23 protein-coding genes are annotated in these 26,313 nt (G+C 70.3%); 21 read left to right on the forward strand and 2 right to left on the reverse strand.

Annotated elements, in window-relative coordinates:
• The first annotated feature begins 118 nt into the window (after window positions 1–118).
• From ACT80S_RS06165 to ACT80S_RS06195, 7 genes are all read left to right on the forward strand, one after another.
• Window positions 119–721 (forward strand): isochorismatase family protein, encoded by a 603-nt coding sequence (locus ACT80S_RS06165; RefSeq protein ID WP_377413979.1) that lies wholly within the window; start codon window positions 119–121, stop codon window positions 719–721.
• Complete coding sequence (locus tag ACT80S_RS06170; protein ID WP_377414543.1) at window positions 621–2,654, forward strand: propionate--CoA ligase; 2,034 nt, start codon at window positions 621–623, stop codon at window positions 2,652–2,654. The genes ACT80S_RS06165 and ACT80S_RS06170 overlap by 101 nt, the downstream gene beginning before the upstream one ends.
• Before the next feature lie 217 nt (window positions 2,655–2,871).
• Window positions 2,872–5,742 carry a 2-oxoglutarate dehydrogenase E1 component gene (locus ACT80S_RS06175; protein WP_377413982.1) on the forward strand — a complete coding sequence of 957 codons (2,871 nt, stop codon included), beginning with the start codon at window positions 2,872–2,874 and terminating at the stop codon, window positions 5,740–5,742.
• A gap of 37 nt (window positions 5,743–5,779) precedes the next feature.
• Window positions 5,780–7,039: a 2-oxoglutarate dehydrogenase complex dihydrolipoyllysine-residue succinyltransferase gene (gene odhB / locus ACT80S_RS06180; RefSeq protein WP_377413985.1), complete on the forward strand. Its 1,260-nt coding sequence runs from the start codon at window positions 5,780–5,782 to the stop codon at window positions 7,037–7,039.
• A gap of 65 nt (window positions 7,040–7,104) precedes the next feature.
• Entirely contained in the window at window positions 7,105–8,532 is a 1,428-nt protein-coding gene (gene lpdA, locus ACT80S_RS06185; RefSeq protein WP_377413988.1) for a dihydrolipoyl dehydrogenase, read from the forward strand.
• Between the two features lie 7 nt (window positions 8,533–8,539).
• Complete coding sequence (gene zapE / locus ACT80S_RS06190) at window positions 8,540–9,658, forward strand: cell division protein ZapE (protein ID WP_377413991.1); 1,119 nt, start codon at window positions 8,540–8,542, stop codon at window positions 9,656–9,658.
• A complete protein-coding gene (locus tag ACT80S_RS06195) occupies window positions 9,655–10,233 on the forward strand; it encodes a hypothetical protein (RefSeq protein ID WP_377413994.1) in 579 nt (192 codons plus the stop codon). Before zapE ends, ACT80S_RS06195 begins: the two co-directional genes overlap by 4 nt.
• Window positions 10,234–10,251: 18 nt before the next feature.
• Here the strand turns inward: ACT80S_RS06195 and ACT80S_RS06200 are convergent, their stop codons facing one another.
• On the reverse strand, window positions 10,252–11,013 hold the full coding sequence (locus ACT80S_RS06200; RefSeq protein ID WP_377413997.1) for a PP2C family protein-serine/threonine phosphatase: 762 nt from the start codon (window positions 11,011–11,013) through the stop codon (window positions 10,252–10,254).
• 45 nt (window positions 11,014–11,058) lie between these two features.
• On the opposite strand from ACT80S_RS06200, the gene ACT80S_RS06205 reads away from it, so the two are divergent.
• Both ACT80S_RS06205 and ACT80S_RS06210 read left to right on the forward strand, forming a co-directional pair.
• On the forward strand, window positions 11,059–11,262 hold the full coding sequence (locus tag ACT80S_RS06205; RefSeq protein ID WP_377414000.1) for a YdcH family protein: 204 nt from the start codon (window positions 11,059–11,061) through the stop codon (window positions 11,260–11,262).
• A gap of 25 nt (window positions 11,263–11,287) precedes the next feature.
• The gene (locus ACT80S_RS06210) at window positions 11,288–13,309 is read left to right on the forward strand and encodes an ATP-dependent DNA helicase (protein ID WP_377414002.1); all 2,022 of its coding nucleotides are present in this window, start codon (window positions 11,288–11,290) and stop codon (window positions 13,307–13,309) included.
• Here ACT80S_RS06210 and ACT80S_RS06215 read toward each other — a convergent pair.
• A complete protein-coding gene (locus ACT80S_RS06215) occupies window positions 13,272–14,084 on the reverse strand; it encodes an outer membrane protein assembly factor BamD (RefSeq protein WP_377414004.1) in 813 nt (270 codons plus the stop codon). The two genes, ACT80S_RS06210 and ACT80S_RS06215, sit on opposite strands and share 38 nt — an antisense overlap.
• A 28-nt stretch (window positions 14,085–14,112) precedes the next feature.
• Between ACT80S_RS06215 and ACT80S_RS06220 the strand changes: the two genes are divergently transcribed.
• The 12 genes from ACT80S_RS06220 to der all read left to right on the forward strand — a co-directional run bounded on the left by ACT80S_RS06220 (window position 14,113) and on the right by der (window position 26,265).
• Complete coding sequence (locus ACT80S_RS06220; RefSeq protein WP_377414006.1) at window positions 14,113–15,132, forward strand: RluA family pseudouridine synthase; 1,020 nt, start codon at window positions 14,113–14,115, stop codon at window positions 15,130–15,132.
• Between the two features lie 133 nt (window positions 15,133–15,265).
• The gene (gene scpB, locus ACT80S_RS06225; RefSeq protein WP_377414008.1) at window positions 15,266–16,090 is read left to right on the forward strand and encodes an SMC-Scp complex subunit ScpB; all 825 of its coding nucleotides are present in this window, start codon (window positions 15,266–15,268) and stop codon (window positions 16,088–16,090) included.
• Window positions 16,087–17,370, forward strand: coding sequence for a 23S rRNA pseudouridine(2605) synthase RluB (gene rluB, locus ACT80S_RS06230; protein WP_377414010.1), 1,284 nt, complete (start codon window positions 16,087–16,089; stop codon window positions 17,368–17,370). The genes scpB and rluB overlap by 4 nt, the downstream gene beginning before the upstream one ends.
• Before the next feature lie 88 nt (window positions 17,371–17,458).
• Window positions 17,459–17,884, forward strand: coding sequence for a nucleoside-diphosphate kinase (gene ndk / locus ACT80S_RS06235; RefSeq protein WP_377414012.1), 426 nt, complete (start codon window positions 17,459–17,461; stop codon window positions 17,882–17,884).
• A gap of 21 nt (window positions 17,885–17,905) precedes the next feature.
• The gene (rlmN, locus tag ACT80S_RS06240; protein ID WP_377414014.1) at window positions 17,906–19,042 is read left to right on the forward strand and encodes a 23S rRNA (adenine(2503)-C(2))-methyltransferase RlmN; all 1,137 of its coding nucleotides are present in this window, start codon (window positions 17,906–17,908) and stop codon (window positions 19,040–19,042) included.
• Window positions 19,039–19,845 carry a type IV pilus biogenesis/stability protein PilW gene (gene pilW / locus ACT80S_RS06245; protein ID WP_377414016.1) on the forward strand — a complete coding sequence of 269 codons (807 nt, stop codon included), beginning with the start codon at window positions 19,039–19,041 and terminating at the stop codon, window positions 19,843–19,845. The genes rlmN and pilW overlap by 4 nt, the downstream gene beginning before the upstream one ends.
• Window positions 19,838–20,458, forward strand: a complete 621-nt coding sequence (locus tag ACT80S_RS06250; protein ID WP_377414019.1) for a helix-turn-helix domain-containing protein — start codon at window positions 19,838–19,840, stop codon at window positions 20,456–20,458. The genes pilW and ACT80S_RS06250 overlap by 8 nt, the downstream gene beginning before the upstream one ends.
• A 2-nt stretch (window positions 20,459–20,460) precedes the next feature.
• The gene (gene ispG / locus ACT80S_RS06255) at window positions 20,461–21,729 is read left to right on the forward strand and encodes a flavodoxin-dependent (E)-4-hydroxy-3-methylbut-2-enyl-diphosphate synthase (protein WP_377414021.1); all 1,269 of its coding nucleotides are present in this window, start codon (window positions 20,461–20,463) and stop codon (window positions 21,727–21,729) included.
• Window positions 21,730–21,739: 10 nt separating this feature from the next.
• Window positions 21,740–23,050 (forward strand): histidine--tRNA ligase, encoded by a 1,311-nt coding sequence (hisS, locus tag ACT80S_RS06260; RefSeq protein ID WP_377414023.1) that lies wholly within the window; start codon window positions 21,740–21,742, stop codon window positions 23,048–23,050.
• Between the two features lie 45 nt (window positions 23,051–23,095).
• A complete protein-coding gene (locus ACT80S_RS06265) occupies window positions 23,096–23,770 on the forward strand; it encodes a YfgM family protein (protein ID WP_377414025.1) in 675 nt (224 codons plus the stop codon).
• Window positions 23,767–24,927, forward strand: a complete 1,161-nt coding sequence (bamB, locus tag ACT80S_RS06270) for an outer membrane protein assembly factor BamB (protein ID WP_377414027.1) — start codon at window positions 23,767–23,769, stop codon at window positions 24,925–24,927. Before ACT80S_RS06265 ends, bamB begins: the two co-directional genes overlap by 4 nt.
• A complete protein-coding gene (der, locus tag ACT80S_RS06275) occupies window positions 24,928–26,265 on the forward strand; it encodes a ribosome biogenesis GTPase Der (RefSeq protein WP_377414029.1) in 1,338 nt (445 codons plus the stop codon). It begins immediately after the preceding gene.
• Window positions 26,266–26,313: the final 48 nt, after the last annotated feature.

Below are 26,313 nucleotides of genomic sequence, written 5' to 3' on the forward strand. Positions count from 1 at the left end.
CGCCCCGAACGTAGCCGGATATTTCCGAGTCAATTTAAGGAATTTCCTTAACCCGGCCGCACTGGGCCGCGAGCGTGTCAGTTCGAGGAAAGCGGCGGCGGCTGAAATAATCGCCCGCATGTTGCTAGACCCCGACGACTCCCAATTGCTGCTGGTCGACTACCAGCAGAAGCTCATGCCCGCGATGCACGACGCCGCGGGCGCGCTGGCCAATGCGCGCCGGCTCGCCCTGATCGCCCAGGCGCTCGAAGTGCCGTGCTTCGCCACCGAACACAACCCGCAGGGCCTGGGGCCCACCGTGCCCGAGCTGCGGCCGCTGGCCGGCCAGGTCCTGACCAAGATGGATTTCAGCGCCGCCGGCGTCGCGCTGCCGCGCCTTCGCCCGCCGGCCCGGCCGCAGCAGGGCGGCAACGTGCGCAGCCTGCCCAAGCACCTGCGCAAGCCGGCCGAGCCGGCCGCCACGCGCGAGGCCATCGTGCTGGCCGGCTGCGAGGCCCATGTCTGCCTGCTGCAGACGGCCCTCGAGCTGATCGAGGAAGAACTCGAGGTCTGGGTCGTCACCGACGCCTGCACCTCGCGCACCGAGCGCAATCGCGATGCCGCCTTCGACCGCCTGGCTGGTGCCGGCGCGGAGCTGGTCACCACCGAGATGGTGGCCTTCGAGTGGCTGCGGTCCGCCGAGCATCCGCTGTTCAAGGAGGTGCTCGGGTGGATCAAATGACCTGAATTTCAACTTCCAGAGTGAGGAGACGGAGAAGATGACGTACGAGGAGTTCTACCGGCAGTCGGTCGAGCAGCCTGAGGCCTTCTGGGCCGAGCAGGCCAAGCTGATCGACTGGCAGACCCCGCCGCAGCGGATCCTGGACAACGACAAGGCGCCGTTCACGCGCTGGTTCGTGGGGGGCAAGACCAACCTGTGCCACAACGCCGTCGACCGTCACCTCCCGGATCGCGCGGACCAGCCCGCGCTGATCCACGTCTCCACCGAGACCGGCATCGAGGAAACCTACAGCTTCGCGCAGCTGCACGAGAAGGTGCAGCTGGCCGCGGCCATGCTGAAGAAGCTCGGGGTGGGGCAGGGCGACCGCGTCCTGATCTACATGCCCATGATCCCCGAGGCCGTGTTCGCCATGCTGGCGTGCGCGCGCATCGGCGCCATCCACTCGGTGGTGTTCGGCGGCTTCGCCTCGGTCTCGCTGGCCACCCGCATCGAGGACGCCTCGCCCAAGGTCATCGTCAGCGCCGACGCCGGCTCGCGCGGCGGCAAGGTCGTGCCTTACAAGCCGCTGCTCGACGAGGCGATCCGCCTGTCCAGCCACAAGCCCGAGTCGGTGCTGATGGTCGACCGCGGCCTGTCGCCGTTCGAATCCACCACCGGCCGCGACGTGGCCTGGGCCGCGCTGTCCGCCGAGTGCGCCGGTACCGCTGTGCCCTGCGCCTGGGTCGATGCCACCGAGATCAGCTACACCATGTACACCAGCGGCACGACCGGCAAGCCCAAGGGCGTGCAGCGTGACGTCGGCGGCTACGCCGTGGCCCTGGCCTCCAGCATGAAGCACATCATGATGGGCGAGGCCGGCGGCACCTACTTCTGCACCAGCGACATCGGCTGGGTGGTGGGCCACAGCTACATCGTGTACGGCCCGCTGATCGCGGGCATGGCCACCATCCTATACGAGGGCCTGCCGATCCGCCCGGATGCCGGCATCTGGTGGAGCCTGGTCGAGAAGTACAAGGTCAGCGTGATGTTCAGCGCGCCCACCGCGGTGCGGGTGCTGAAGAAGCACGACCTGAGCTTCATGAAGAAATACGACCTGTCCAGCCTCAAGGCGCTGTTCCTTGCCGGCGAGCCGCTGGACGAGCCCACCGCCCGCTGGATCAACGACGCGCTGGGCGTGCCCATCATCGACAACTACTGGCAGACCGAGACCGGCTGGCCGATCCTCACCATCGCCAACGGCGTGGAGAAGAAGCGCTCCAAGTTCGGCAGTCCCGGCGTGCCCATGTTCGGCTGGCGCGCCAAGGTGGTCGACGAGTCCACCGGCGAGGAGCTGAAGGCGCCGAACCAGAAGGGTGTGGTGGTGATCGAGTCCCCCACGCCCCCGGGCTTCATGCAGACGATCTGGCGCGATGACGCCCGCTTCGTCAAGACCTACTGGGAATCCATCCCCGGCAAGATGCTTTACAGCACCTTCGACTGGGGCATCCGCGACGAGGACGGCTACTTCTTCATCCTGGGCCGCACCGACGACGTGATCAACGTCGCCGGACACCGCCTGGGCACCCGCGAGATCGAGGAGAGCATCTCCAGCCACTCGGCCGTCGCCGAGGTGGCGGTGGTGGGCGTGGCCGACCAGGTCAAGGGCCAGGTGGCCATGGCCTTCGCCGTGCTGCGTGACCCCGCGGCCTTCCCGGACGACGCGGCGAAGCTGAAGCTGGAAGGCGACATCATGAAGGTCGTCGACGGCCAGCTCGGCGCGGTGGCCCGCCCCGCGCGGGTGCGTTTCGTGACGCTGCTGCCCAAGACCCGCAGCGGCAAGCTCCTGCGCCGCGCCATCCAGGCCGTGTGCGAGGGGCGCGACCCGGGCGACCTCACCACCATCGAGGACCCGTCCACCCTGCAGCAGATCAAGGACCTCGTCCAGGCAGGCTGATACGCCATTCGTGCTAATCGCGTGCGGTGGATGCCGCACTGGTGTCGCACGAAGGCAAACCGAAGTTGCGCGCAAAGGCCGCGTTCGATGGCACAATCGCGCGGCAACTTCGGTTCCTTCCAGCCACAGTCGCATCCGCCAACCGGTTCAGCCGTGTCGCGGAAGGTTTTCTTAACCAGCTCAATGCTCCCTGAAGGGGAGCGGAAAGTAGCGCACCATGAGTGAGACGAACAACGTCTACGCCGCGTACAACGGCAACTCCTATCTCTTCGGGGGCAACGCGCCCTATGTCGAAGAGATGTATGAAAACTACCTGGCCAATCCCGGCAGCGTGCCCGACACCTGGCGCGAGTACTTCGACGCGCTGCAGAACGTGCCCGCGGTCGACGGCTCCGATGCCAAGGACGTCCCCCACCTGCCGGTGATCAACGCCTTCGCCGAGCGCGCCAAGGCCGGTGGCACCAAGACGGTGATGGCCAGCGAAGACGCCGAGATGGGCCGCAAGCGCACCGCGGTGCAGCAGCTGATCGCCGCCTACCGCAACGTGGGCCAGCGCTGGGCCGACCTGGACCCCCTCAAGCGCACCGAGCGCCCCGCCATTCCCGAGCTCGAGCCGTCGTTCTACGGCCTCAAGGATGCCGACCAGGAAGTGGTGTTCGACACCAGCAACACCTTCTTCGGCAAGGACAAGATGTCCCTGCGCGAGCTGCTGAACGCGCTGCGCGAGACCTACTGCGGAACCGTCGGCGCCGAGTACATGTTCATCACCGACCAGACGCAGAAGCGCTGGTGGCAGCAGAAGCTGGAGGCGATCCGCAGCAAGCCGTCCTTCAGCGCCGAGCGCAAGAAGGCCATCCTGGAGCGCCTGACGGCCGCCGAGGGCCTGGAGCGCTACCTCCACACCAAGTACGTCGGCCAGAAGCGCTTCTCGCTCGAGGGCGGCGAGAGCTTCATCGCCGCGATGGACGAACTGATCCAGTCCGCCGGCGAGAAGGGCGTGCAGGAAATCGTCATCGGCATGGCCCACCGCGGCCGCCTGAACGTGCTGGTGAACACCCTGGGCAAGATGCCCGGCGACCTGTTCGCCGAGTTCGACCACACCGCCCCCGAGGACCTGCCCGCCGGTGACGTGAAGTACCACCAGGGCTTCAGCTCCGACGTCTCCACCCGTGGCGGCCCGGTCCACCTGAGCCTGGCCTTCAACCCCTCGCACCTGGAGATCGTGAACCCGGTGGTCGAGGGCAGCGTGCGCGCCCGCATGGACCGCCGCGGCGATGCCCAGGGCAAGCAGGTGCTGCCTGTGCTGGTGCACGGTGACGCGGCCTTCGCCGGCCAGGGCGTGAACCAGGAAACCCTGGCGCTGGCCCAGACCCGCGGCTACACCACCGGCGGCACGGTCCACATCATCATCAACAACCAGATCGGCTTCACCACCTCCGATCCGCGCGACCTGCGCTCCACCCTGTACTGCACCGACATCGTCAAGGGCGTCGAGTCCCCGGTGCTGCACGTCAACGGCGACGATCCCGAAGCCGTGGTGCTGGCCACCCAGCTGGCCCTCGAGTACCGCATGGAGTTCGCCAAGGACGTGGTGGTCGACATCATCTGCTTCCGCAAGCTGGGCCACAACGAGCAGGACACCCCGAGCCTGACCCAGCCGCTGATGTACAAGAAGATCTCGGCCCACCCCGGCACCCGCAAGCTGTACGGCGACCGCCTGGTCACCCAGGGCGTGCTGCCCGCCGACGGCCCGGACGCCATGGTCAAGACCTACCGCGCCGCCATGGACGCCGGCAAGCACACGGTCGACCCGGTGCTGACCAACTTCAAGAGCAAGTACGCCGTCGACTGGTCGCCGTACCTGAACAAGAAGTGGACCGACGCCTGCGACACCTCGATCCCGCTGACCGAGTGGAAGCGCCTGGCCGAGAAGATCACGACCATCCCGTCCACCGTCACCCCGCACACCCTGGTGAAGAAGGTCTATGACGACCGCGCCGCCATGGGCCGCGGCGAGGTCAACGTGGACTGGGGCATGGGCGAGCACATGGCCTTCGCTTCGCTGGTCGCCTCCGGCTACGGCGTGCGCCTGTCCGGCGAGGACTGCGGCCGCGGCACCTTCACGCACCGCCATGCCGTGATCCACGACCAGAACCGCGAGAAGTGGGACGTGGGCACCTACGTGGCGCTGGAGAACGTGGCCGAGAACCAGGCCCCGTTCGTGGTCATCGACTCCATCCTGTCCGAAGAGGCGGTGCTGGGCTTCGAGTACGGCTACGCCTCCAACGACCCCAACACCCTGGTGATCTGGGAAGCCCAGTTCGGCGACTTCGCCAACGGCGCCCAGGTGGTGATCGACCAGTTCATCGCCTCCGGCGAAGTGAAGTGGGGCCGCGTCAACGGTCTGACCCTGATGCTGCCGCACGGCTACGAAGGCCAGGGCCCCGAGCACAGCTCGGCCCGCCTGGAGCGCTTCATGCAGCTGGCCGCCGACACCAACATGGGCATCGTCCAGCCGACCACGGCCAGCCAGATCTTCCACGTCCTGCGTCGCCAGATGCTGCGTGACCTGCGCAAGCCGCTGATCATCATGACGCCCAAGTCCCTGCTGCGTAACAAGGACGCGACCTCGCCGCTGTCCGAGTTCACCAAGGGCTCGTTCCAGACCGTCATCCCCGAGAACAAGGAGCTCAAGGCCGACAAGGTCAAGCGCGTCATCGCCTGCTCGGGCAAGGTCTACTACGACCTGGTCAAGAAGCGTGAGGAGAAGGGCGCCGACGACGTCGCCATCATCCGCATCGAGCAGCTCTATCCGTTCCCGCACAAGGCCTTCGCCGCGGAGCTGAAGAAGTACCCGAACGCCACCGACATCGTGTGGTGCCAGGACGAGCCGCAGAACCAGGGCGCCTGGTTCTTCATCCAGCACAACATCCACGAGAACATGCTGGACGGCCAGAAGCTGGGGTATGCCGGCCGCGCCGCCTCCGCGTCGCCCGCCGTGGGTTACTCGCACCTGCACCAGGAGCAGCAGAAGGCGCTGGTCGACGCCGCCTTCGCCAAGCTCAAGGGCTTCGTGCTGACCAAGTAACCCGCCTCCGAACGAACATCCAAGGAATAGAACTCAAATGGCTATCGTTGAAGTCAAAGTCCCGCAACTGTCCGAATCGGTCGCGGAAGCCACCCTGCTGCAGTGGAAGAAGAAGGCCGGTGAGGCCGTCGCCCAGGACGAGATCCTGATCGAAATCGAGACCGACAAGGTCGTGCTCGAGGTGCCGGCGCCCGCCGCCGGCGTGCTCGGCGAGATCGTCGTCGCCGATGGCGGCACCGTGGTCTCCGATCAGCTGATCGCCAAGATCGACACCGAAGGCAAGGCCGGCGCCGCTGCGCCCGCCGCCGCTGCCCCGGCCCCCGCCGCGGCCGCTGCCGCACCTGTCGCTGCGGCCCCTGCCGCGACCGGTGGCGCCATGGCCGGCGTGGCCATGCCCGCCGCCGCCAAGCTGATGGCCGACAACAACCTCGCCGCCGGCTCCGTGGCAGGTTCCGGCAAGGACGGCCGTGTCACCAAGGGCGACGTGCTGGCCGCCGTGGCCGGTGGCGCCAAGGTCGCCGCCTCGGTGCCGGTCTCCGTGGCTCCCAAGGCCTCGCTGCCCCAAGTGGCTGCCCCGGCCGTCCTGGACCTGGGCAACCGCCCCGAGCAGCGCGTGCCCATGACCCGCCTGCGCGCCCGCGTCGCCGAGCGCCTGCTGCAGTCCCAGGCCACCAACGCCATCCTGACCACCTTCAACGAAATCAACATGGCCCCGGTCATGGAGATGCGCAAGCGCATGCAGGAGCGTTTCGAGAAGGAACACGGCGTCAAGCTGGGCTTCATGTCCTTCTTCGTGAAGGCCGCCGTCCACGCGCTGAAGAAGTTCCCGGTGCTGAACGCCTCGGTCGACGGCAACGACATCGTCTACCACGGCTACTTCGACATCGGCATCGCCGTGGGTTCGCCCCGCGGCCTGGTGGTGCCGATCCTGCGCAACGCCGACCAGATGTCCTTCGCCGACATCGAGAAGAAGATCGCCGAGTTCGGCCAGAAGGCCAAGGACGGCAAGCTGGGCATCGAGGAGATGACCGGGGGCACGTTCTCCATTTCCAACGGCGGCACCTTCGGCTCGATGATGTCCACCCCCATCATCAACCCGCCCCAGTCGGCCATCCTGGGCGTGCACGCCACCAAGGACCGCGCCGTGGTCGAGAACGGCCAGGTCGTGGTTCGCCCGATGAACTACTTCGCCATGTCCTATGACCACCGCATCATCGACGGCCGCGAAGCCGTGCTGGGCCTGGTGGCCATGAAGGAGGCGCTGGAAGACCCGGCCCGCCTCCTGTTCGACATCTAAGGCATACGCCAGTGGACGCGGCCTTCAGGGCCGCGTCCCTTTTGAGGCATCCAGGAAGAATCACCATGAGCAAACAATTCGACGTCGTCGTCATCGGCGGCGGCCCCGGCGGCTACATCGCGGCGATCCGCGCCGCGCAACTCGGTTTCAACGTCGCCTGTATCGACGAGTGGAAGAACGACAAGGGCGGCCCGGCCCCCGGCGGCACCTGCACCAACGTCGGCTGCATCCCCTCCAAGGCCCTGCTGCAATCGTCCGAGCACTTCGAGCACGCCAACCTGCACTTCGCCGACCACGGCATCTCCGTCAAGGACGTGAAGATGGACGTCGCGAAGATGATCGCCCGCAAGGACGCGGTCGTGAAGCAGAACAACGACGGCATCCTGTACCTGTTCAAGAAGAACAAGGTCACCTTCTTCCACGGCCGCGGCTCCTTCGTGAAAGCCGCCGAAGGCGCCAACGAGATCAAGGTCACCGGCGCCACCGAGGAGACCCTGGTCGCCAAGCACGTCATCATCGCCACCGGCTCCAACGCCCGTGCGCTGCCCGGCGTGCCCTTCGACGAGAAGAACGTGCTGTCCAACGACGGCGCGCTGCGCGTGGGCGCCGTGCCCAAGAAGCTGGTCCTGATCGGCTCTGGCGTGATCGGCCTGGAGATGGGCTCGGTGTGGCGCCGCCTGGGTGCGGACGTCACCATCCTGGAAGGCCTGCCCACGTTCCTGGGCGCGGTCGACGAGCAGATCGCCAAGGAAGCCAAGAAGGCCTTCGACAAGCAGGGCCTGAAGATCGAGCTGGGCGTGAAGGTCGGCGAGATCAAGAACGGCGCCAAGGGCGTGTCCGTGGCCTACACCAACGCCAAGGGCGAAGCCCAGAAGATCGACGCCGACAAGCTGATCGTCTCCATCGGCCGCGTGCCCAACACCATCGGCCTGAACGCCGAGGGCGTGGGCCTGCAGCTGGACGAGCGCGGCGCCGTCGTGGTCGATGCCGACTGCAAGACCAACCTGCCCGGCGTGTGGGCGGTGGGCGACGTGGTGCGCGGCCCGATGCTGGCGCACAAGGCGGAGGAAGAGGGCGTGGCGGTGGCCGAGCGCATCGCCGGCCAGCATGGCCACGTGAACTTCAACACCATCCCCTGGGTGATCTACACCAGCCCCGAGATCGCGTGGGTGGGCCGCACCGAGCAGCAGCTCAAGGCCGATGGCGTGAAGTACAAGGCCGGCACCTTCCCGTTCCTGGCGAACGGCCGTGCGCGCGCCCTGGGCGACACCACCGGCATGGTCAAGTTCCTGGCCGACGCCGCCACCGATGAAATCCTGGGCGTGCACATCGTCGGCCCCATGGCCAGCGAGCTGATCTCCGAGGCCGTGGTGGCGATGGAGTTCCGCGCCTCCAGCGAGGACATCGCCCGCATCTGCCACGCGCACCCCTCGCTGTCCGAGGCGACCAAGGAAGCCGCCTTGGCCGTCGACAAGCGCACGCTGAACTTCTAAGAAGCCGGTGTCCGCAGTCCCCAAGGCGTCCGGCGTCCGCGCGGCCTACGAGGCCGAACTCGCGGCGCGGGGTTACACCGCTGACCCCGCGCAGCTGAGGGCGGTGGACGCCCTGGAGCGGTGCGCCCTGGAATGGGCGCATTTCAAGGAGAAGCGCTCCAACGCGCTGAAGAAGCTGATCAACCGCCCCGCCATCCCGCGGGGCGTCTACATGTACGGCGGCGTCGGCCGCGGCAAGAGCTTCCTGATGGACTGCTTCTTCAATGCCGTGCCGCTGCGCCGCAAGACGCGCCTGCATTTCCACGAGTTCATGCGCGAGGTCCATCGCGAGCTCGCCGACATGCAGGGGACCGTCAACCCGCTGCAGGTGCTGGGTGAGCGCATTTCGAAGCGCTACCGCCTGATCTGCTTCGACGAGTTCCACGTCGCCGACATCACCGACGCGATGATCCTGCACCGGCTGCTGGACTCGCTGTTCGACAACGGCGTGGGCCTGGTCACCACCTCCAACTTCAAGCCCGACGAGCTGTACCCGAACGGGCTGCACCGTGACCGCATCCTGCCGGCCATCAAGCTCCTGAACGAAAAGCTGGAGGTCATCAACGTCGACAACGGCACGGACTACCGCCGCCGCACCCTCGAGCATGTGAAGCTGTACCACACGCCGCTGGGCCCGCAGGCCGACGCCGAGATGGATGCCGCGTTCACCGAGCTGGCCGAGAGCCACGACGAGGACCCGGTGCTGCACATCGAGAAGCGCGAGATCCAGGCCCGCCGCAAGGCCGGCGGGGTGGTGTGGTTCAACTTCAGGGCGCTGTGCGGCGGACCGCGGTCCATGAACGACTACCTGGAGATCGCCAGCCAGTTCCACACCGTGATGCTGTCGGACGTGCCGCACATGCCGGTGAACATGGCCTCCGAGGCCCGCCGCTTCACCTGGCTGGTGGACGTGCTGTACGACCGCCGGGTCAAGCTGGTGATGTCGGCCGCCGTGCCGCCCGAGCAGCTGTACACCGAAGGGCCCCTGTCGCATGAATTCCCGCGCACGGTCTCGCGCCTCAACGAGATGCAGTCCGCCGAGTTCCTCGCGGAGGAGCGCCGGGTGGTCGACACGCGGCTCACATGAAGTCCGTCCTCGCGATCGTGCTGCTGGCGCTGGGTGCCGGCGCGCTCGCGCAGGACCCCGCTTCGGAGAAGTCCCGCATCCAGGCCGAGCGCCGGCGCATCGAGGCCCAGCGGGCCTCGGAGGAGGCCGCCTGCCGCACGCGCTTCGCCGTCACCGACTGCCTCGAGGACGTCCGCCGGCGCTGGCGCGGCCCGCTGGCCGACCTGCGCCGCCAGGAAGTTGCCCTCGACGACGCCGAGCGCCAGCGGCGCGGCGCGCAGCAGCGCGCTGACGTCGAGCAGCGCCAGGCCGAGGCGCAGCAGGAGCAGGCGCAGCGCCGCGCGCGCGTCGCCTCCGAGCAGCGCGAGCGCGAGGAGCGCGCCGCGGCCAAGGCGGCAGGCCCCACCCCGGGCGGCGCGCCGCGGCCGCCCGCCGCGCCGGCCTCCGGTCCCCGCTTCACCCCGCAGCAGGAGGCGGAAAACGCCCGTGCCCGGGCGGCCCGCGTGGACAGCGCCCGCGAGCACAAGGAGGCGGTGCAGCGGCGGCAGGCCGAGCGCAAGCGGGAGGCGGCGCGGCCGCTGCCCGTGCCGCCCTGAGGCGGTGCCGCGGGCGGCTCAGTCCTCGATCCGCCCGACCTTCACGATCACCAGCGACAGGTTGTCGCCGGTGCCGCCCGCCCGGGCGCGGGCCTTGTCCACCAGGAAATGCGCCGCCTCGCGCGGCGGCAGGGAGTCCAGTGCCGCGGCCAGCTCCTGGGTGCTGAAGTAGTGCCACAGGCCGTCGCTGCAGGCCAGCAGCGTGTCGCCGGGAACGAGCTCCTCGATGCGGTGCAGGTCGGCCGGCGGGTCCTCCGGCGAGCCGAGGCAGCTCACCAGGATGTTCGACTGCGGATGGTTCAGCGCCTCCTCCTCGGAGAGCTCGCCGCGGTCCACCAGCGCCTGCACCCAGGAGTGGTCCCGCGTGCGCGCCTGGAGGCTGCGGCCGCGGAAGTGGTAGACGCGCGAGTCGCCGGCGTGGACCCAGTGGCAGCTGCGATCCGGCATGACCAGGAAGGCGGCGATGGTGCTGTGCGGCTCCTGCTCGGCGGAGATCGCGGTCAGCCGGATCACCATGTGCGATTCGCGCACCAGCTGGCGCATCAGGTCGGCCGGCTCGTCGTGCGTGGGGGTGAAGCGCTCGAACAGCTGCCGCGCCGTGAGCATGACCTGGTCGGAAGCCTTGCGCCCGCCGCTGCGGCCGCCCATGCCGTCGGCCACGACCGCCAGCAGGCATCCCGGCGTGCGCGGGTGGGTCAGGAGGGCGAGCTGGTCCTGCTGGTAGTCCCGGTCGCCCTTGTGCAGGCCGGTGGCCGCGGTGAGTCTGAGTCCTTGGGGCATGGAATGGCAGGGATTATTCCTGCCCTCACGGTATTATCAAGCGCCTTGGATACCAACCTGCATTCCCCTGAGCGACACCTGATCGAGCTGCGGATGGAGCACGCCGACCTGGATGCCCTGATCGACCGCGCCTGCCTGCAGGTCCCGACCGACGAACTGATGCTCCGGCGCCTGAAGAAGCGCCGGCTGGCCCTGCGGGACCAGATCGCGGTCCTCGAACTCCAGCTCGATCCCAAAGAGCCGGCATGACCGCCCGCAGGGGCGCCGCACCCCGATGAGTCTCGAGCAGGCCGTCCTGGAGGCCTTCACCGCCGGCGGCGCGCTCTCGCGCGCGGCGGACCATTTCCTGCCCCGGCCGGGCCAGACCGAGATGGCCCTGGCCGTCGCCCGCACCATCGAGCACGGCGGGGTGCTGGTGGTCGAGGCCGGCACCGGCGTCGGCAAGACCTTCTCCTACCTCGTGCCCGCGCTGCTCTCGGGCGAGCGGGTGCTGCTGTCCACCGCCACCAAGACCCTGCAGGACCAGCTGTATGGGCGCGACCTGCCGCGCCTGGTCGAGGCGCTGGGCCTGCCGGTGCGCACCGCGCTTCTCAAGGGGCGGGCCAGCTACCTGTGCCTGCACCGCATGCAGGCTGCGCGCGAGGACGCCATGCTCCCCGACCGCACCGCGGTGCGGACCCTGGCCAAGATCGAGGAGTGGTCGCAGGTCACCCGCACCGGCGACCTCGCCGAGCTGCCCGGGCTGGACGAACGCTCCGCGGTCATTCCCCTGGTCACCTCCACCCGCGAGAACTGCCTGGGCGCGCAGTGCCCGAAGTTCAACGCCTGCCACGTCAACGCCGCGCGGCGCGAGGCCCTGGCCGCGGACGTGGTCGTGATCAACCACCACCTGTTCTTCGCCGACCTGTCGGTGCGCGAGTCGGGCATGGCCGAACTCCTGCCCACGGTGCGGGTGGCGGTGTTCGACGAGGCGCACCAGCTCAATGAGACTGGCGTCCAGTTCCTCGGCACGCAGCTGTCGACCGGGCAGGTGCTGGACCTGTGCCGCGACCTCCTGGCCACCGGCCTGCAGCTCGCGCGCGGCCTGGTCGACTGGCAGCAGGTGGCGGCCCGCCTGGACCGCGCCGCGCGCGACCTGCGCCAGGCGGTGGCCCCCTCGGGGCCGGCCCTGCGCCTGGCATGGAACGGCGAGCACCCCGACACCGCCGACCCGCTCGCCTGGCCGCGGGCCCTCGAGACCCTGGCCGAGGCCTGCCACCAGGCCATGGATGCCCTCGACACCGTCACCGAGCTCGCCCCCGACTTCGTCCGGCTGCACGAGCGCTCGGCCTCGCTGGCGCAGCGCGCCGAGCGCTTCGCCGCGCCCTGTGCGCACGAGGCCGTGCGCTGGGCCGACGCCGGCCTGCAGCTGCGGCTGGTGGAGTCGCCGCTCGACATCGCGCAGGCGGTGCGCACCCGCCTGCTGAAGGTGGACGAGGAGGGCGGTGCGATGGCGACTTCCCGCGCCTGGGTCTTCACCTCCGCCACGCTGGGCGACGACGCGCGCCTGTCCTGGTTCACCGAACCCTGCGGCCTGCATGACGCCCAGGTGCTGCGGGTGGACAGCCCGTTCGACTACGCCCGGCAGGCCGCGCTGTACGTGCCCTCGCCCTTTCCCAAGCCCGCCGACCCGGCGCACCCGGGGCGGGTGGCGGCGCTGGCGATGGAGGGCGCACGCCGCCTGGGCGGGCGCACCATGGTCCTCACCACCACGCTGCGGGCGCTGCGCGCCATCGGCGACGCGCTGCAGGTGCGGCTGGATGGCGAGCTGGAGGTGCTGGTGCAGGGCCAGTGGCCCAAGCGGCGGCTGATCGAGCGGTTCCGCGAGGGGGCGACGCAGGGCCGTCCCGGGTGCGTGCTGGTGGCGTCGGCCTCGTTCTGGGAGGGGGTGGACATCCCCGGTGACGCGCTGGAGCTGGTGCTGATCGACAAGCTGCCGTTCCCGCCGCCCGGCGACCCGCTGGTGGAGGCGCGCTCCCAGCGGCTCGAGGCCACAGGCCGCAACGCCTTCAACGCCTACTACGTGCCCGAGGCGGCGGTGGCGCTCAAGCAGGGGGCGGGGCGGCTGATCCGCCGCGAGTCCGACCGCGGCCTGCTGGTGCTGTGCGACAGCCGCCTGGTCTCGATGGGGTATGGCCGGCGGCTGCTGGCGGCGCTGCCGCCGATGCGGCGCCTGTCGACGCCGGAGGATTACGCGGCGGCGCTCGACGCGCTGGCGCTCACCAGAGCTTCCACCACGGATCCTTGGGCGCCGTGACGGCGCCCGGGCCGCCGAGGTGGACGCTGGCCGGGAAGCTGGCGGCGAGCACGCGGCGGGTGTCGTCGGCCAGCTGGGTCAGCTTCAGGGCCTCGTAGGACTTGACCAGCAGGGCCAGGGCCTCCTCGACGGCGGGCACGTTCTGGTACTCGGAGACGGCGGCCTGGGCCCGGCTGATGGCGGCCACGTAGGCGCCGCGGCTGTAGTAGTAGCGGGCGACATGCACCTCGTACTGCGCCAGCGAGTTCACGATGTAGACGAGGCGGGCCTGGGCGTCGGGTGCGTACTTGGACTGGGGAAAGCGCGTCACCAGGTCCTTGAAGGCCTCGAAGGATTCCTTGGCGGCCTTCTGGTCACGCTCGGACAGGTCCTGGCGCGCGATCCAGGAGAACAGGCCGAGGTTGTCGTTGAAGTTCACCAGGCCCTTGAGGTACAGCGCGTAATCCACGCCGGGGCTGGCGGGGTGCAGGCGCATGAACCGGTCCAGCGTGGCGATGGCCTCGGCCGCGTCGCCGGCGCGCCACTGCGCGTAGGCCTTTTCCACCTGGGCCTGCTGCGCCAGCGGCGTGCCGGCGGCGCGGCCCTCGAGCTTTTCGTACAGCTGGATCGCCTTCTCGTAGGCGTTGGCCGCCATCTCGTCCTTGGCCTCGGCGTAGATGCGGTTCGGGCTCCAGTTGGCGGTCTTGTCGTCCGAGGTGGACGCGCACCCGGCCAGCAACGTGAGGCCGGCGGCCAGCAACAGGGCGGGGACCGCCGATAATTTCGCACGCAGCATCGCGCAGGCTTTCAAGAAAAAGGGCACTTTGATTATATCGACCGACCCCCTCGACACCGGGGAGGAAACGGCCTCCGGCGAGGCCCCGGACGCGGGCGCGGACAGCGAGATCCGGCCCTTTCGCATCGCCCCCGAATGGCACGGCCAGCGCCTGGACCGCGCGCTCGCCGCGCTGGTGCCGGAGTTCTCGCGCAGCTACCTGCAGCAGCTCGTGGAGGACGGCGCGGTGCGCATCGCCGGCCGGCCGGTCACACGCAGCGCGCAGAAGGTGCGGGCCGGCGACCTGGGCGAGGTGGAACTGCGCCCCACGCCGCAAAGCCAGGCCTTCGTGCCCGAGGCCATGGACCTGGACGTGGTGCACGAGGACGCCCACCTGCTCGTGGTGAACAAGCCCGCCGGCCTGGTGGTGCACCCTGCGCCCGGCAACTGGCGCGGCACCCTCCTCAACGGCCTGCTGGCGCGCGACCCGCGCGCCGCGCAGCTGCCGCGCGCCGGCATCGTGCACCGGCTCGACAAGGACACCAGCGGCCTGATGGTGGTGGCCCGCGACCGGGCGACGATGGAGGCGCTGGTGCGGCTGATCGCCGCGCGCGAGGTGTCGCGCCAGTACCTGGCGCTGGCCCACCGGCCCTGGTCGGGGCCGCAGGCGCGCGAGGTCGACGCGCCGATCGGCCGCGACCCGGCCAACCGGCTGCGCATGGCGGTGGTCGACCTGGCGCGCGACGCCGGCAAGCCGGCCCAGACCCTGTTCGAGCTCCTGGGCAATGCGGATACGGGCTGCCTGGTGCGTGCCAGCCTGCGCACCGGCCGCACCCACCAGATCCGCGTCCACATGGCCCACATCGGGCACCCGCTGGTGGCCGACACGCTGTACGGCGGTGCGCCCGCCGCGGGCCTGGCGCGGCAGGCTCTCCACGCCTTCCGGCTGGCCTTCACCCACCCGGCGACGGGCCAGCCGCTGGCCTTCCACGCCCCGTTGCCGGCGGACCTCGCGGCGGGCCTCGCCGCCTGGGGGCTGCGTTACAATGCCCCGGCGCTTTCGCCCTGACCCGCAAGGCGCCTGAGCGGCCCCGATCCCAGGCGGCCGACGCCCCGCGGGCAGCCCTCCCGCCACCCGGATGCCCGAGGCCCTCGCTCCTCGGCCCGCCGCGCCCCGCGGCACCTTCCTTCGTGACGCGAACATGAACACCTCGGATGCCAAGCGCGTCCTGGAAACGGCCCTGATCTGCTCGCACCAGCCGCTGACGCTGCGCGAGATGCGTACCCTGTTCGACGACGAGCTCGGCGCCGACACGGTCAAGGCCCTGTTGCAGGACCTGCAGGACGAATGGACGCCGCGCGGCGTGGAGCTGGTCAGCGTGGCCAGCGGCTGGCGCTTCCAGAGCCGTCCCGAGATGCGCGAGTACCTCGACCGCCTGCACCCCGAGAAGCCGCCCAAGTACACCCGCGCCGCGCTGGAGACGCTGGCCATCATCGCCTACCGCCAGCCGGTGACGCGCGGGGACATGGAGGACATCCGGGGCGTGACCATCAACTCCCTGATCCTCAAGCAGCTGGAGGACCGCGGCTGGGTGGAGGTCATCGGCCACCGGGAGGCCCCGGGCCGCCCCTCGCTGTATGCCACCACCCGCCAGTTCCTGGACGATTTGGGCCTGTCCTCGCTGGACCAGCTGCCCGAGCTGGAGAGCCCCTCCCACCAGGCCCAGCTGATGGCGCAGCTGGCCGGCGACGAGCCGCCCGCGCAGGGCGACCTGGGGCTGTCCGCGGAGGGCGGGCCCGAGGCCGTCGCGCCCGCCGGGACCGTCGAAGCCGCCCAGGCGCCCGAGCCCCAGGCCGCCGGCTCCGGTGCCGACCCGGCGCAGGCCGGCGCGCAGCTCGCGCTGGTCGATGCCGACGGCGACGAGGCCGCGCCCGACACCCCCGATAACCCTGAGACTGCGCGGGCCGCCGGGCCCGTGCCCGACGCGGAGCCTTCCGCGCCCGCGACCGAACCTGGAACACCATGACCGATACCCTGCCCGACGAGGGCTCCACGCCCGACCTGCCCGAGGCCGACTCCACGCCCGCCGCCGAAGCCGCGCCGGCCCAGCCTGCGGGCGCCGCGCCCGGCCAGCCGGCCGAGGCCGTGCGTTTCGAGGACGTGGTGTCCGGTGAGTTCGACGCCCAGGACGCGGCGGCCGACGACGCCGGCCCCGCCAAGCGCGTGCTCGCCCCCCAGGCCGACTCCCCCAAGCTGCACAAGGTGCTGGCCCAGGCCGGCCTGGGCTCGCGCCTGGAGATGGAGCAGCTGATCATGGAGGGCCGGATCTCGGTGAACAACGAGCCCGCCCACATCGGCCAGCGCATCCAGTGGGGCGACCAGATCAAGGTCAACGGCAAGCCGATCCGCGTGCGCATCGCGCCGCCGCCGGCCCGAGTGATCGCCTACCACAAGCCGGTGGGCGAGGTCGTCACCCATGACGACCCGCAGAATCGCCCGACCGTGTTCCGCAAGCTGCCGCGTCTGCAGCAGGGCAAGTGGCAGTCGGTCGGCCGCCTCGACCTGAACACCGAGGGCCTGCTGCTGTTCACCAGCTCGGGCGAGCTGGCCAACAAGCTGATGCACCCGCGCTTCGGCCTCGAGCGCGAGTACGCCGTGCGCGTGCTGGGCGCCCTGAGCAACGAGGAGAAGCAGAAGCTGCTCGACGGCGTCCAGCTGGACGACGGCCCGGCCGCCTTCGGCTCCATCGAGGACGGGGGCGGGGAGGGCGCCAACGCCTGGTACCGCGTCACCATCTCCGAGGGCCGCAACCGCGAGGTGCGCCGCCTGTTCGAGACCGTGGGCCATGCGGTCAGCCGCCTGATCCGCATCCGCTACGGCGCCATGGTGCTGCCGCGCGGCCTCAAGCGCGGCGCCTGGATGGAGCTGGACGAGCGTGACATCCGCGAGCTGATGAAGGCCGCGGGCGCCGAGGCGCCGGCCCGGGGCGAGGGCGGCGACGCCGCGCGCCGCGGCAAGCGCCCGCCGCCGGACCGCCGCGGCGGTCCCCAGGGCCGCAACCGGGGCGGCCAGCCCGGCGGCATGCCGCGCGACGGCGGCGGGCAGCAGCGCCGCGGCAAGGCGGGGGGCGGCGGTGCCGGCGCCGGTGGCGGCAAGTCCGGCGGCGGCCAGCCCGACCCGATGAAGACCTCCTTCGGCTACATCGGCGCCGACAGCTTCACCCGCCAGCGCCAGCAGGGCCCCGGCGGCCCGCGCGGCGGCGGCCAGGGCGGTGGTGGCGGCAATCGTCGCGGCCGCGGCCGCTAAGGTTTTTCCCCAAGGTTAAAATTGCGGGCTTTGCCGAACTTTCGGGTCCGCGGCAATTCCATTCATCCACGCTCAGGAAAGAAATCCAATGGCTATCGAACGCACCCTGTCCATCATCAAGCCCGACGCCGTCGCCAAGAACGTCATCGGCCAGATCTACTCCCGCTTCGAAGGCGCCGGCCTGAAGATCATCGCCGCCAAGATGGTGCACCTGTCGCGCGGCGAAGCCGAGCAGTTCTACGCCGTGCACAAGGCCCGCCCGTTCTTCAAGGACCTGGTGGACTTCATGGTCTCCGGCCCCGTCATGATCCAGGCCCTGGAAGGCGAGAACGCCATCGCCAAGAACCGTGACCTGATGGGCGCGACCGACCCGAAGAAGGCCGAGAAGGGCACCATCCGCGCCGACTTCGCCGACAGCATCGACGCCAACGCCGTGCACGGCTCCGACGCCCCCGAAACCGCCGCTGTGGAAGTTGCCTTCTTCTTCCCCGGCATGAACGTCTACTCGCGTTAATCCGCGGGCGACCGCAATGCAATGACGACGGCCAACCTTCTCGACTTCGACCTGGAGGGCTTGGCCGCGTTTTGCGAAACGCTGGGTGAGAAGCGCTTCCGCGCCACCCAGCTGTATCGCTGGATCCACCAGCGGGGCGCCTCCAGCTTCGACCAGATGACCGATCTGGCGAAGTCCCTGCGGGGCAAGCTCCAGACCGCCGCCCGCATCGAGGGCCTGCCGGTCATCACCCAACAAGAGTCTTCGGACGGCACCATCAAGTGGCTGTTCGACGTCGGCGGTGGCAATGCCGTCGAGTCCGTGTTCATCCCCGAGGACGACCGCGGCACGCTGTGCATCTCCTCCCAGGCCGGCTGCGCCGTGGGCTGCCGTTTCTGCTCCACCGGCCACCAGGGCTTTGCCCGCAACCTGAGCACCGGCGAGATCATTGCCCAGCTCTGGTTCGCCGAGCACTTCCTGCGCAAGCACCTGGGCACGAGCGAGCGCGTCATCTCCAACGTCGTGATGATGGGCATGGGCGAGCCGCTGCAGAACTACGCCGCCCTGGTGCCCGCGCTGCGCACCATGCTGGACGACCACGGCTACGGCCTGTCGCGCCGGCGCGTCACCGTCTCCACCTCGGGCGTCGTGCCGATGATGGACCGGCTGGCGCAGGACTGCCCGGTCGCCCTGGCGGTCTCCCTGCACGCGCCCACCGACCCGCTGCGCGACAACCTGGTGCCGCTCAATCGCAAGTACCCGCTGGCCGAACTGCTCGACGCCTGCAACCGCTACCTCGAGCACGCCCCGCGCGACTTCATCACCTTCGAGTACTGCATGCTCGAGGGCGTCAACGACCAGCCCGAGCACGCCCGCGCCCTGATCGACCTGGTGCGCCACCACGGCGGCCGCGGCGTGTCGTGCAAGCTGAACCTGATCCCGTTCAATCCCTTCCCGGCTTCCGGCCTGTCGCGCTCGCCGCAGAAACAGGTGCTCGCCTTCGCCAAGATGCTCAGCGATGCTGGTATCGTCACCACCGTGCGCAAGACACGAGGGGACGACATCGACGCCGCCTGTGGCCAGCTGGCCGGCGACGTCAAGGACCGCACCCGCGTGGGCGAGCGCATCGCGCAGCAGCGCACCGTGATGCTCAAGCCGGTGAAGGAGGGTTCTGCATGATCCGTCGCACGCGTACCGTGGCCCTGGTCCTGGGCCTGGCCGCGATCCTGGGCAGCCTGACCGGCTGCGGCAACGTCCCCCAGGGCGCGGGCGCCCGCAACGACCCGGTCACCGAGTCCGACGAATCTCCCGAGCGCCGCCGCGCCCGCATCCGCCTGGAGCTGGCCGTCGGCTACTTCGAGGAGGGCCGCACGCCGATCGCGCTCGACGAGATCAAGCAGGTGCTGGCCAGCGACCCGAGCTTCGCCCCGGCCTACAACCTGCGCGGCCTGATCTACATGCGCCTGGCCGACCTGCGCCAGGCCGAGGACAGCTTCCGCCGCGCCCTGGCCCTGGACTCGCGCGACGGCGACACCCTGCACAACTACGGCTGGCTCATGTGCCAGCAGGCGCGCCATGCCGAGGCCCTGCAGGCGTTCGAGCAGGCGCTGGCCAACCCCACCTACACCGGCCGCGCCAAGACCTTCATGGCCCAGGGCCTGTGCCTGGCCCGCGCCGGGCGCAATGGCGACGCCGAGCGCAGCCTCGCCCGCTCCTACGAGCTGGACGCGGCCAACCCGGTGACCGGCTACAACCTCTCGCGCCTGCTGCTCCTGCGCGGCGAGCTCGAGCGGGCCCAGTTCTACATCCGGCGCCTGAACAACAGCGAATTCGCGAATGCTGAATCGCTGTGGCTCGGCATCCGGGTCGAGCAGCGCATCGGCGACCGCGTCGCCATGCAGCAGCTCGGCGACCAACTCAGAAAACGCTACCCCCAGTCCCGAGAACTGGTGGCGTACGACCGTGGAGCCTTTGATGAATGATTCGGCCCAGGCCGACAACCTGACCCCCTCCGCCGCCAGCAGCACCTTCGGTGCGGGCGGCGCAGGCGCCATGCTGCGCGCGGCCCGCGAGGCCCAGGGCGTGCACGTGACGGCGCTGGCCGCGGCCCTCAAGGTCCCCAGCCGCCAGCTCGAGGCCCTCGAGTCCGACCGGCTCGACCAGCTGCCCGACCTGACCTTCGCCCGCGCGCTGACGGCCAGCATCTGCCGCCAGCTCAAGGTCGACCCGGCGCCGCTGCTCGCGGCCCTGCCGCAGGGCGCGCCGCACCTGCGCACCGACCGCGACTCGCTCAACGAGCGCTTCGAGGAACCGGGCGAGGTCGCCTCCGGCGGCTGGCGCGAGTGGCTGGGCCGCCCGCCGGTGCTGGTGGCGCTGGCCCTGCTCGTGGCCGCGGTGGTGCTGCTGGCGGTGCCGCTGCGCCGCGAGGCGCCGGTGACGTCCCCGGCCGCCTCCGCGCCGCAGCCCGCCGCCTCCGAGCCGGCCGCCACGGCGGGCCAGGTCTCCGAATCCGTCACGCCGGCCCTGCCGGCCGCCAGCACGCCCGGCCTCGCGGTCGAGACCGTCACGCCGGCGCTGCCCGCCGCCTCGAGGTGAGCATGGACCAGCCCTGCCTGCCCATCACCGCCGCCGCGCCCGCGCCGCGCCGCTCGCGCCAGGCGCGCATCGCCTGGGGCTCCCGCGTGGTCACGGTGGGCGGCGATGCGCCGGTGCGCGTGCAGTCGATGACCAACACCGACACGCAGGACGCCATCGCCACCGCGATCCAGGTCAAGGAGCTGGCCCAGGCCGGCTCCGAGGTCGTGCGCATCACGGTCAACACGCCCGAAGCCGCCCAGCAGGTGCCCTACATCCGCGAGCAGCTCGATCGCATGGGCATCGACGTGCCGCTGGTGGGCGACTTCCATTACAACGGCCATCGCCTGCTCACCGAGTTCCCGGCCTGCGCCGAGACGCTGTCCAAGTACCGCATCAACCCCGGCAACGTGGGCCGCGGCGACAAGAAGGACAAGCAGTTCGCGCAGATGGTCGAGGCCGCCATGCGCTGGGACAAGCCGGTGCGCATCGGCGTGAACTGGGGCAGCCTGGACCCCGACCTGCTCGCGCAGATGATGGACGACAACAGCCGCCGCGCGCAGCCCTGGGATGCCAAGGCCGTGATGTACGAGGCGCTGGTCACTTCCGCCATCGACTCGGCCAAGCTGGCCGAGTCCCTGGGCATGGACCCGAACCAGATCCTGCTGTCCTGCAAGGTCAGCGGCGTGCAGGACCTGATCTCCGTCTACCGCGCACTGGCCGCGCGCTGCGACTACGCCCTGCACCTGGGCCTGACCGAGGCCGGCATGGCCACCAAAGGCACGGTGGCGTCCAGCGTGGCCATGGGCATCCTGCTGCAGGAAGGCATCGGCGACACCATCCGGGTCTCGCTCACGCCGCAGCCGGGCGAGTCGCGCACGCAGGAGGTGGTGATCGCCTCCGAGATCCTGCAGGCCCTGGGCCTGCGCGTGTTCGTGCCCAGCGTCACCGCCTGCCCCGGTTGCGGGCGCACCACCAGCACCACCTTCCAGGAGCTGGCCAAGCAGATCGACGACTTCCTTCGCCTGCAGATGCCGGTGTGGCGCCAGCGCTACCCCGGCGTCGAGCAGCTCAAGGTGGCCGTCATGGGCTGCATCGTCAACGGCCCCGGCGAGAGCAAGCATGCCGACATCGGCATCAGCCTGCCCGGGACCGGCGAGGCCCCGGCCGCGCCCGTCTTCATCGACGGCCAGAAGGCCCTGACCCTGCGCGGCGAGGGCATCGCCGCCGAATTCCAGCAGATCGTCGAGAACTACATCGAGAAGCGCTTCGGCTCCGCCGGGGCGGCCTGATTTCCTTTCCATGACCGAGAAGAACAACAACGCCGCAAAGGCAACGCCCCTGGCCGCCGTCAAGGGCATGAACGACATCCTGCCGCCGGTCTCGGCGCAGTGGGAGTGGCTGGAGGACCGGGTGCGCTCGCTGATGGCGCGCTACGCCTACCGCAACATCCGCACCCCCATCGTCGAGCCGACCGCACTGTTCGTGCGCGGCCTGGGCGAGGTGACCGACATCGTCGAGAAGGAGATGTACTCCTTCGAGGACCGCCTCAACGGCGAGCAGCTCACGCTGCGCCCCGAGGCCACCGCCGGCGTGGTGCGCGCGGTCAACGAGCACAACATGCTCTACGACGGCGGCAAGCGGCTGTACTACATGGGCCCGATGTTCCGCCACGAGCGCCCGCAGCGGGGCCGCTACCGCCAGTTCCACCAGATCGGCGCCGAGGCCCTGGGCTTCGCCGGCCCCGACGTCGACGCCGAGATCATCCTGCTGGCCTGCGCCCTGTGGCGCGAGCTGGGCCTGACCGACTGGCGGCTGGAGCTGAACAGCCTGGGCCAGCCCGAGGAGCGCCGCCAGCACCGCGCCGAGCTGATCGCCTACCTGGAGCGCCACGCCGACCTGCTCGACGACGACGCGAAGCGCCGCCTGCATTCCAACCCGCTGCGCATCCTGGACACCAAGAACCCGGCGATGCAGGCGATGGTCGAGGGCGCGCCGCGCCTGATCGACTTCCTTGGCGAGCAGTCCCTGGCGCACTTCCATGGCGTCAAGGCCATCCTCGAAGCCAACGGCATCCCCTACACGGTAAACCCGCGCCTGGTGCGCGGCATGGACTACTACAACCTCACGGTGTTCGAGTTCGTGACCGACCGCCTGGGCTCCCAGGGCACCATCTGCGCCGGGGGCCGCTACGACTACCTGATCGGCCAGATCGGCGGCAAGCCTGCGCCGGCCGTGGGCTGGGCGCTGGGCGTGGAACGGGTGCTGGAGCTGCTGAAGGAGCAGGGCGCGCAGGCGCCGGCCCACGCGCCCGACGCCTATGCCATCGTCCCCGACGCCGCGGCCATGCCGCAGGTCCTCAGGCTGCTGCAGGCGCTGCGCGCCGCCGGCGTGAGCGTGCAGATGCACGCCGCCGGCGCCGAGGGCATGGGCAGCATGAAGTCCCAGTTCAAGAAGGCCGACGCCAGCGGTGCGCGCTATGGCCTGATCTTCGGCGGCGACGAGCTCGCCGCCGGCGAGGTCACCGTCAAGTCGCTGCGGGACGGCGCCGGCGCCCAGTCGCGCCAGCCGCTCGCCAGCCCGGCGGCCTGGGCCGCCAGCCTCAAGGCCTGAGGCCCGGGCCCGTCACTACAATCGCGCGCACACTTCCGATACCCCATGGCCTCTCACCTCGACCTCGAAGAACAGGAGCAGCTTGCCGAGATCAAGCACTTCTGGAACAAGTACGGCAACCTGATCACCTGGGTGCTGATCGTCGCCTTCGGCGCCGTCGCGGCCTGGAACGGCTGGCACTGGTGGCAGAACCGCCAGGCCGCCCAGGCCTCGGCGCTGTTCGCCGAGGTCGACCGCGCCGCCCAGTCCGGCGAGATGGCCCGGGTCGAGCGTGCCTTCGCTGACATCAAGGACAAGTTCGGCGGCACCACGTACGCCGCGCAGGCTGGCCTGCTGGCCGGCCGCGCGCTGGCCGAGGGCGGCAAGGGCGATGCGGCCAAGGCCGCCCTGGGCTGGGTGGCCGAGAAGTCGTCGGACGACGGCCTGAAGGCCGTCGCCCGCCTGCGCCTGGCCGGCCTGCTGGCCGATGCGAAGGCCTATGACGACGCCCTGCGCCAGCTCGACGCCGGCCTGCCGGCCGCGTTCGCCGCGCTGGCCGCCGACCGTCGCGGCGACATCCTCCAGCTGCAAGGCAAGAAGGATGCGGCCAAGGCCGAATACAAGAAGGCGCTGGCCGGCCTGGATGCGCGCAACGACTACCGCCGCCTGGTGGAAGTCAAGCTCACCGCCCTGGGCGGCGAGGCCGTCACCGCCGCGGCGCCCGCCGCGCCCGCGAAATGACCGCCCGCCCGACGCGCGCGCGCATCGCCCGCGGCCTGGCCGTGGCCGCCGCGGCCGCCGCATTGGCGGGCTGTGCGTGGATGCCCAGCTTCCTGGGCGGCTCCGGCGGTGCGCTCAAGCCCGCCGAGCTCCAGCCCAACCCGAACCTGCAGCCGGTGCGCCAGGCCTGGACGGCCCGCATCGGCCGCGTCGATTTCCCGCTGACGCTGCAGCCCGCGGCCGGCCTGGTTGTGGCCGCTGCCGGTGACGGCACCGTCGCCGCCTTCGACGCCGCCACCGGTGCCGAGCGCTGGCGCGGTTCCGCCGGTGGCGCGCTGTCGGCCGGCGTCGGCAGCGACGGCCCGCTCGCTGCGGTCGTCACCCGCGGCAACGAACTGGTGGTCCTGTCCGCCGGCCAGCCTGCCTGGCGCCAGCCGCTGGGCGTGCAGTCCTTCACCGCGCCCCTGGTGGCCGGCGGGCGCGTGTTCGTGCTCGCGGCCGACCGCTCGATCCATGCCTTCGACGCCGCCAACGGCCGCAAGCTCTGGACGCAGCAGCGCCCGGGCGAGGCGCTGGTGCTGCGCCAGGCTGGCGTGCTCCTGGCCGTGGGCGACACGCTGGTGGCGGGGCAGGGCGGCCGCCTCGCCGGCCTCAACCCGCTGACCGGTGCGATCCGCTGGGAGTCCGGCATCGCCACCTCGCGCGGCACCAACGACGTCGAGCGCCTGGTCGACCTCGTCGGCCGCACCAGCCGCGTGGGCGACAGTGTCTGCGCCCGCGCCTTCCAGTCGGCCGTCGGCTGCGTCGACACCCGCCGCGGCCAGCTGGCCTGGACCCGCAGCGCCAACGGCGCCGAGGGCCTCACCGGCGACGACCGCCTGGTCGTCGGCACCGAGTGGGACGGCAAGGTCATCGCCTGGCGCCGCGACAGCGGCGAGCGCGCCTGGACCCACGAGGCCCTGCTGCAGCGCGGCCTCTCCACCCCGCTGATGCTCGGTCGCACCGTGGCCATCGGCGATGCCTTCGGCTACGTGCACCTGCTGTCCCGCGAGGACGGCAGCCTGCGCCAGCGCCTGTCCACCGACGGCTCGGCCATCGCGGCCGCCCCGGTGCTCGCCGGCAACACCCTGGTCGTGGTCACCCGCAATGGCGGTGTCCACGGCTTCATCCCCGAGTAAATGAAACCCGTCGTCGCCCTGGTCGGCCGCCCCAATGTCGGCAAATCGACCCTCTTCAACCGCCTGACCAAGTCGCGCGACGCCATCGTGGCCGACTTCGCCGGCCTCACGCGCGACCGCCACTACGGCAACGCGCGCCTGGGCAAGCGCGAGTTCATCGTCATCGACACCGGCGGCTTCGAACCCACCGCCGAGAGCGGCATCTATGTCGAGATGGCCCGGCAGACCCGCCAGGCCGTGGCCGAGGCCGACGTCGTGATCTTCGTCGTCGACGCCCGCGCCGGCCTGTCCGCGCAGGACCACGACATCGGCAACTACCTGCGCAAGCTGGGCAAGCCCACCGTCCTCGTGGCCAACAAGGCCGAGGGCATGAAGGAGGGCCACCAGCTCGCCGAGTTCTACGAGCTGGGCCTGGGTGAGGTGCTGGCCGTCTCGGCGGCCCACGGCCAGGGCATCCGCGGCATGGTCGAGATCGCGCTGGACCAGCTGGGCCTGCCCGAGCCCGACGACGAGGAGGGCGAAGTCGACGAAAGCCTCATCAAGCTGGCCGTCGCCGGCCGGCCCAACGTCGGCAAGTCCACCCTGATCAACACCTGGCTCGGGGAGGAGCGCCTGGTCGCCTTCGACATGCCGGGCACCACCCGCGACGCGATCTCGGTGCCCTTCGAGCGCGCCGGCCAGAAGTACGAGCTGATCGACACCGCCGGCCTGCGCCGCAAGGGCAAGGTCTTCGAGGCGATCGAGAAGTTCTCGGTGGTCAAGACGCTGCAGGCCATCGAATCGGCCAACGTAGTCCTGCTGCTGCTCGACGCCACCCAGGGCGTGACCGACCAGGACGCCCACATCGCGGGCTACATCCTCGAGTCGGGCCGCTCGGTGGTCATCGCCGTCAACAAATGGGACGCGGTGGACGACTACCAGCGCGAACAGCTGCAGCGCCAGATCGAGCAGCGCCTGGCCTTCCTGAAGTTCGCCGCGCTGCACTTCATCTCGGCCAAGAAGCGCCAGGGCCTGGGCCCGGTGTGGCAGTCCATCAGCGCCGCCCACAAGTCGGCCATGGTCAAGATGCCCACGCCCGTGCTCACCCGCCTGCTGCTGGAGGCGGTGCAGTTCCAGTCGCCCAAGCGCGCCGGCATGTTCCGCCCCAAGCTGCGCTACGCGCACCAGGGCGGCATGAACCCGCCGGTGATCGTGGTCCACGGCAACTCGCTGGAGCACGTGACCGACGCCTACAAGCGTTTCCTCGAGGGCCGCTTCCGCAAGGAGTTCAACCTGATCGGCACGCCCCTGCGCATCGAGATGAAGACCTCCAAGAACCCCTACGCGGACAAGGAGTGAGCCGCGCAACGATTACTTGCGCGGCAGCTTTGCTGTGGTAAGGTGGGG

It is taken from the genome of Ramlibacter sp. MAHUQ-53 (genome assembly GCF_052600055.1).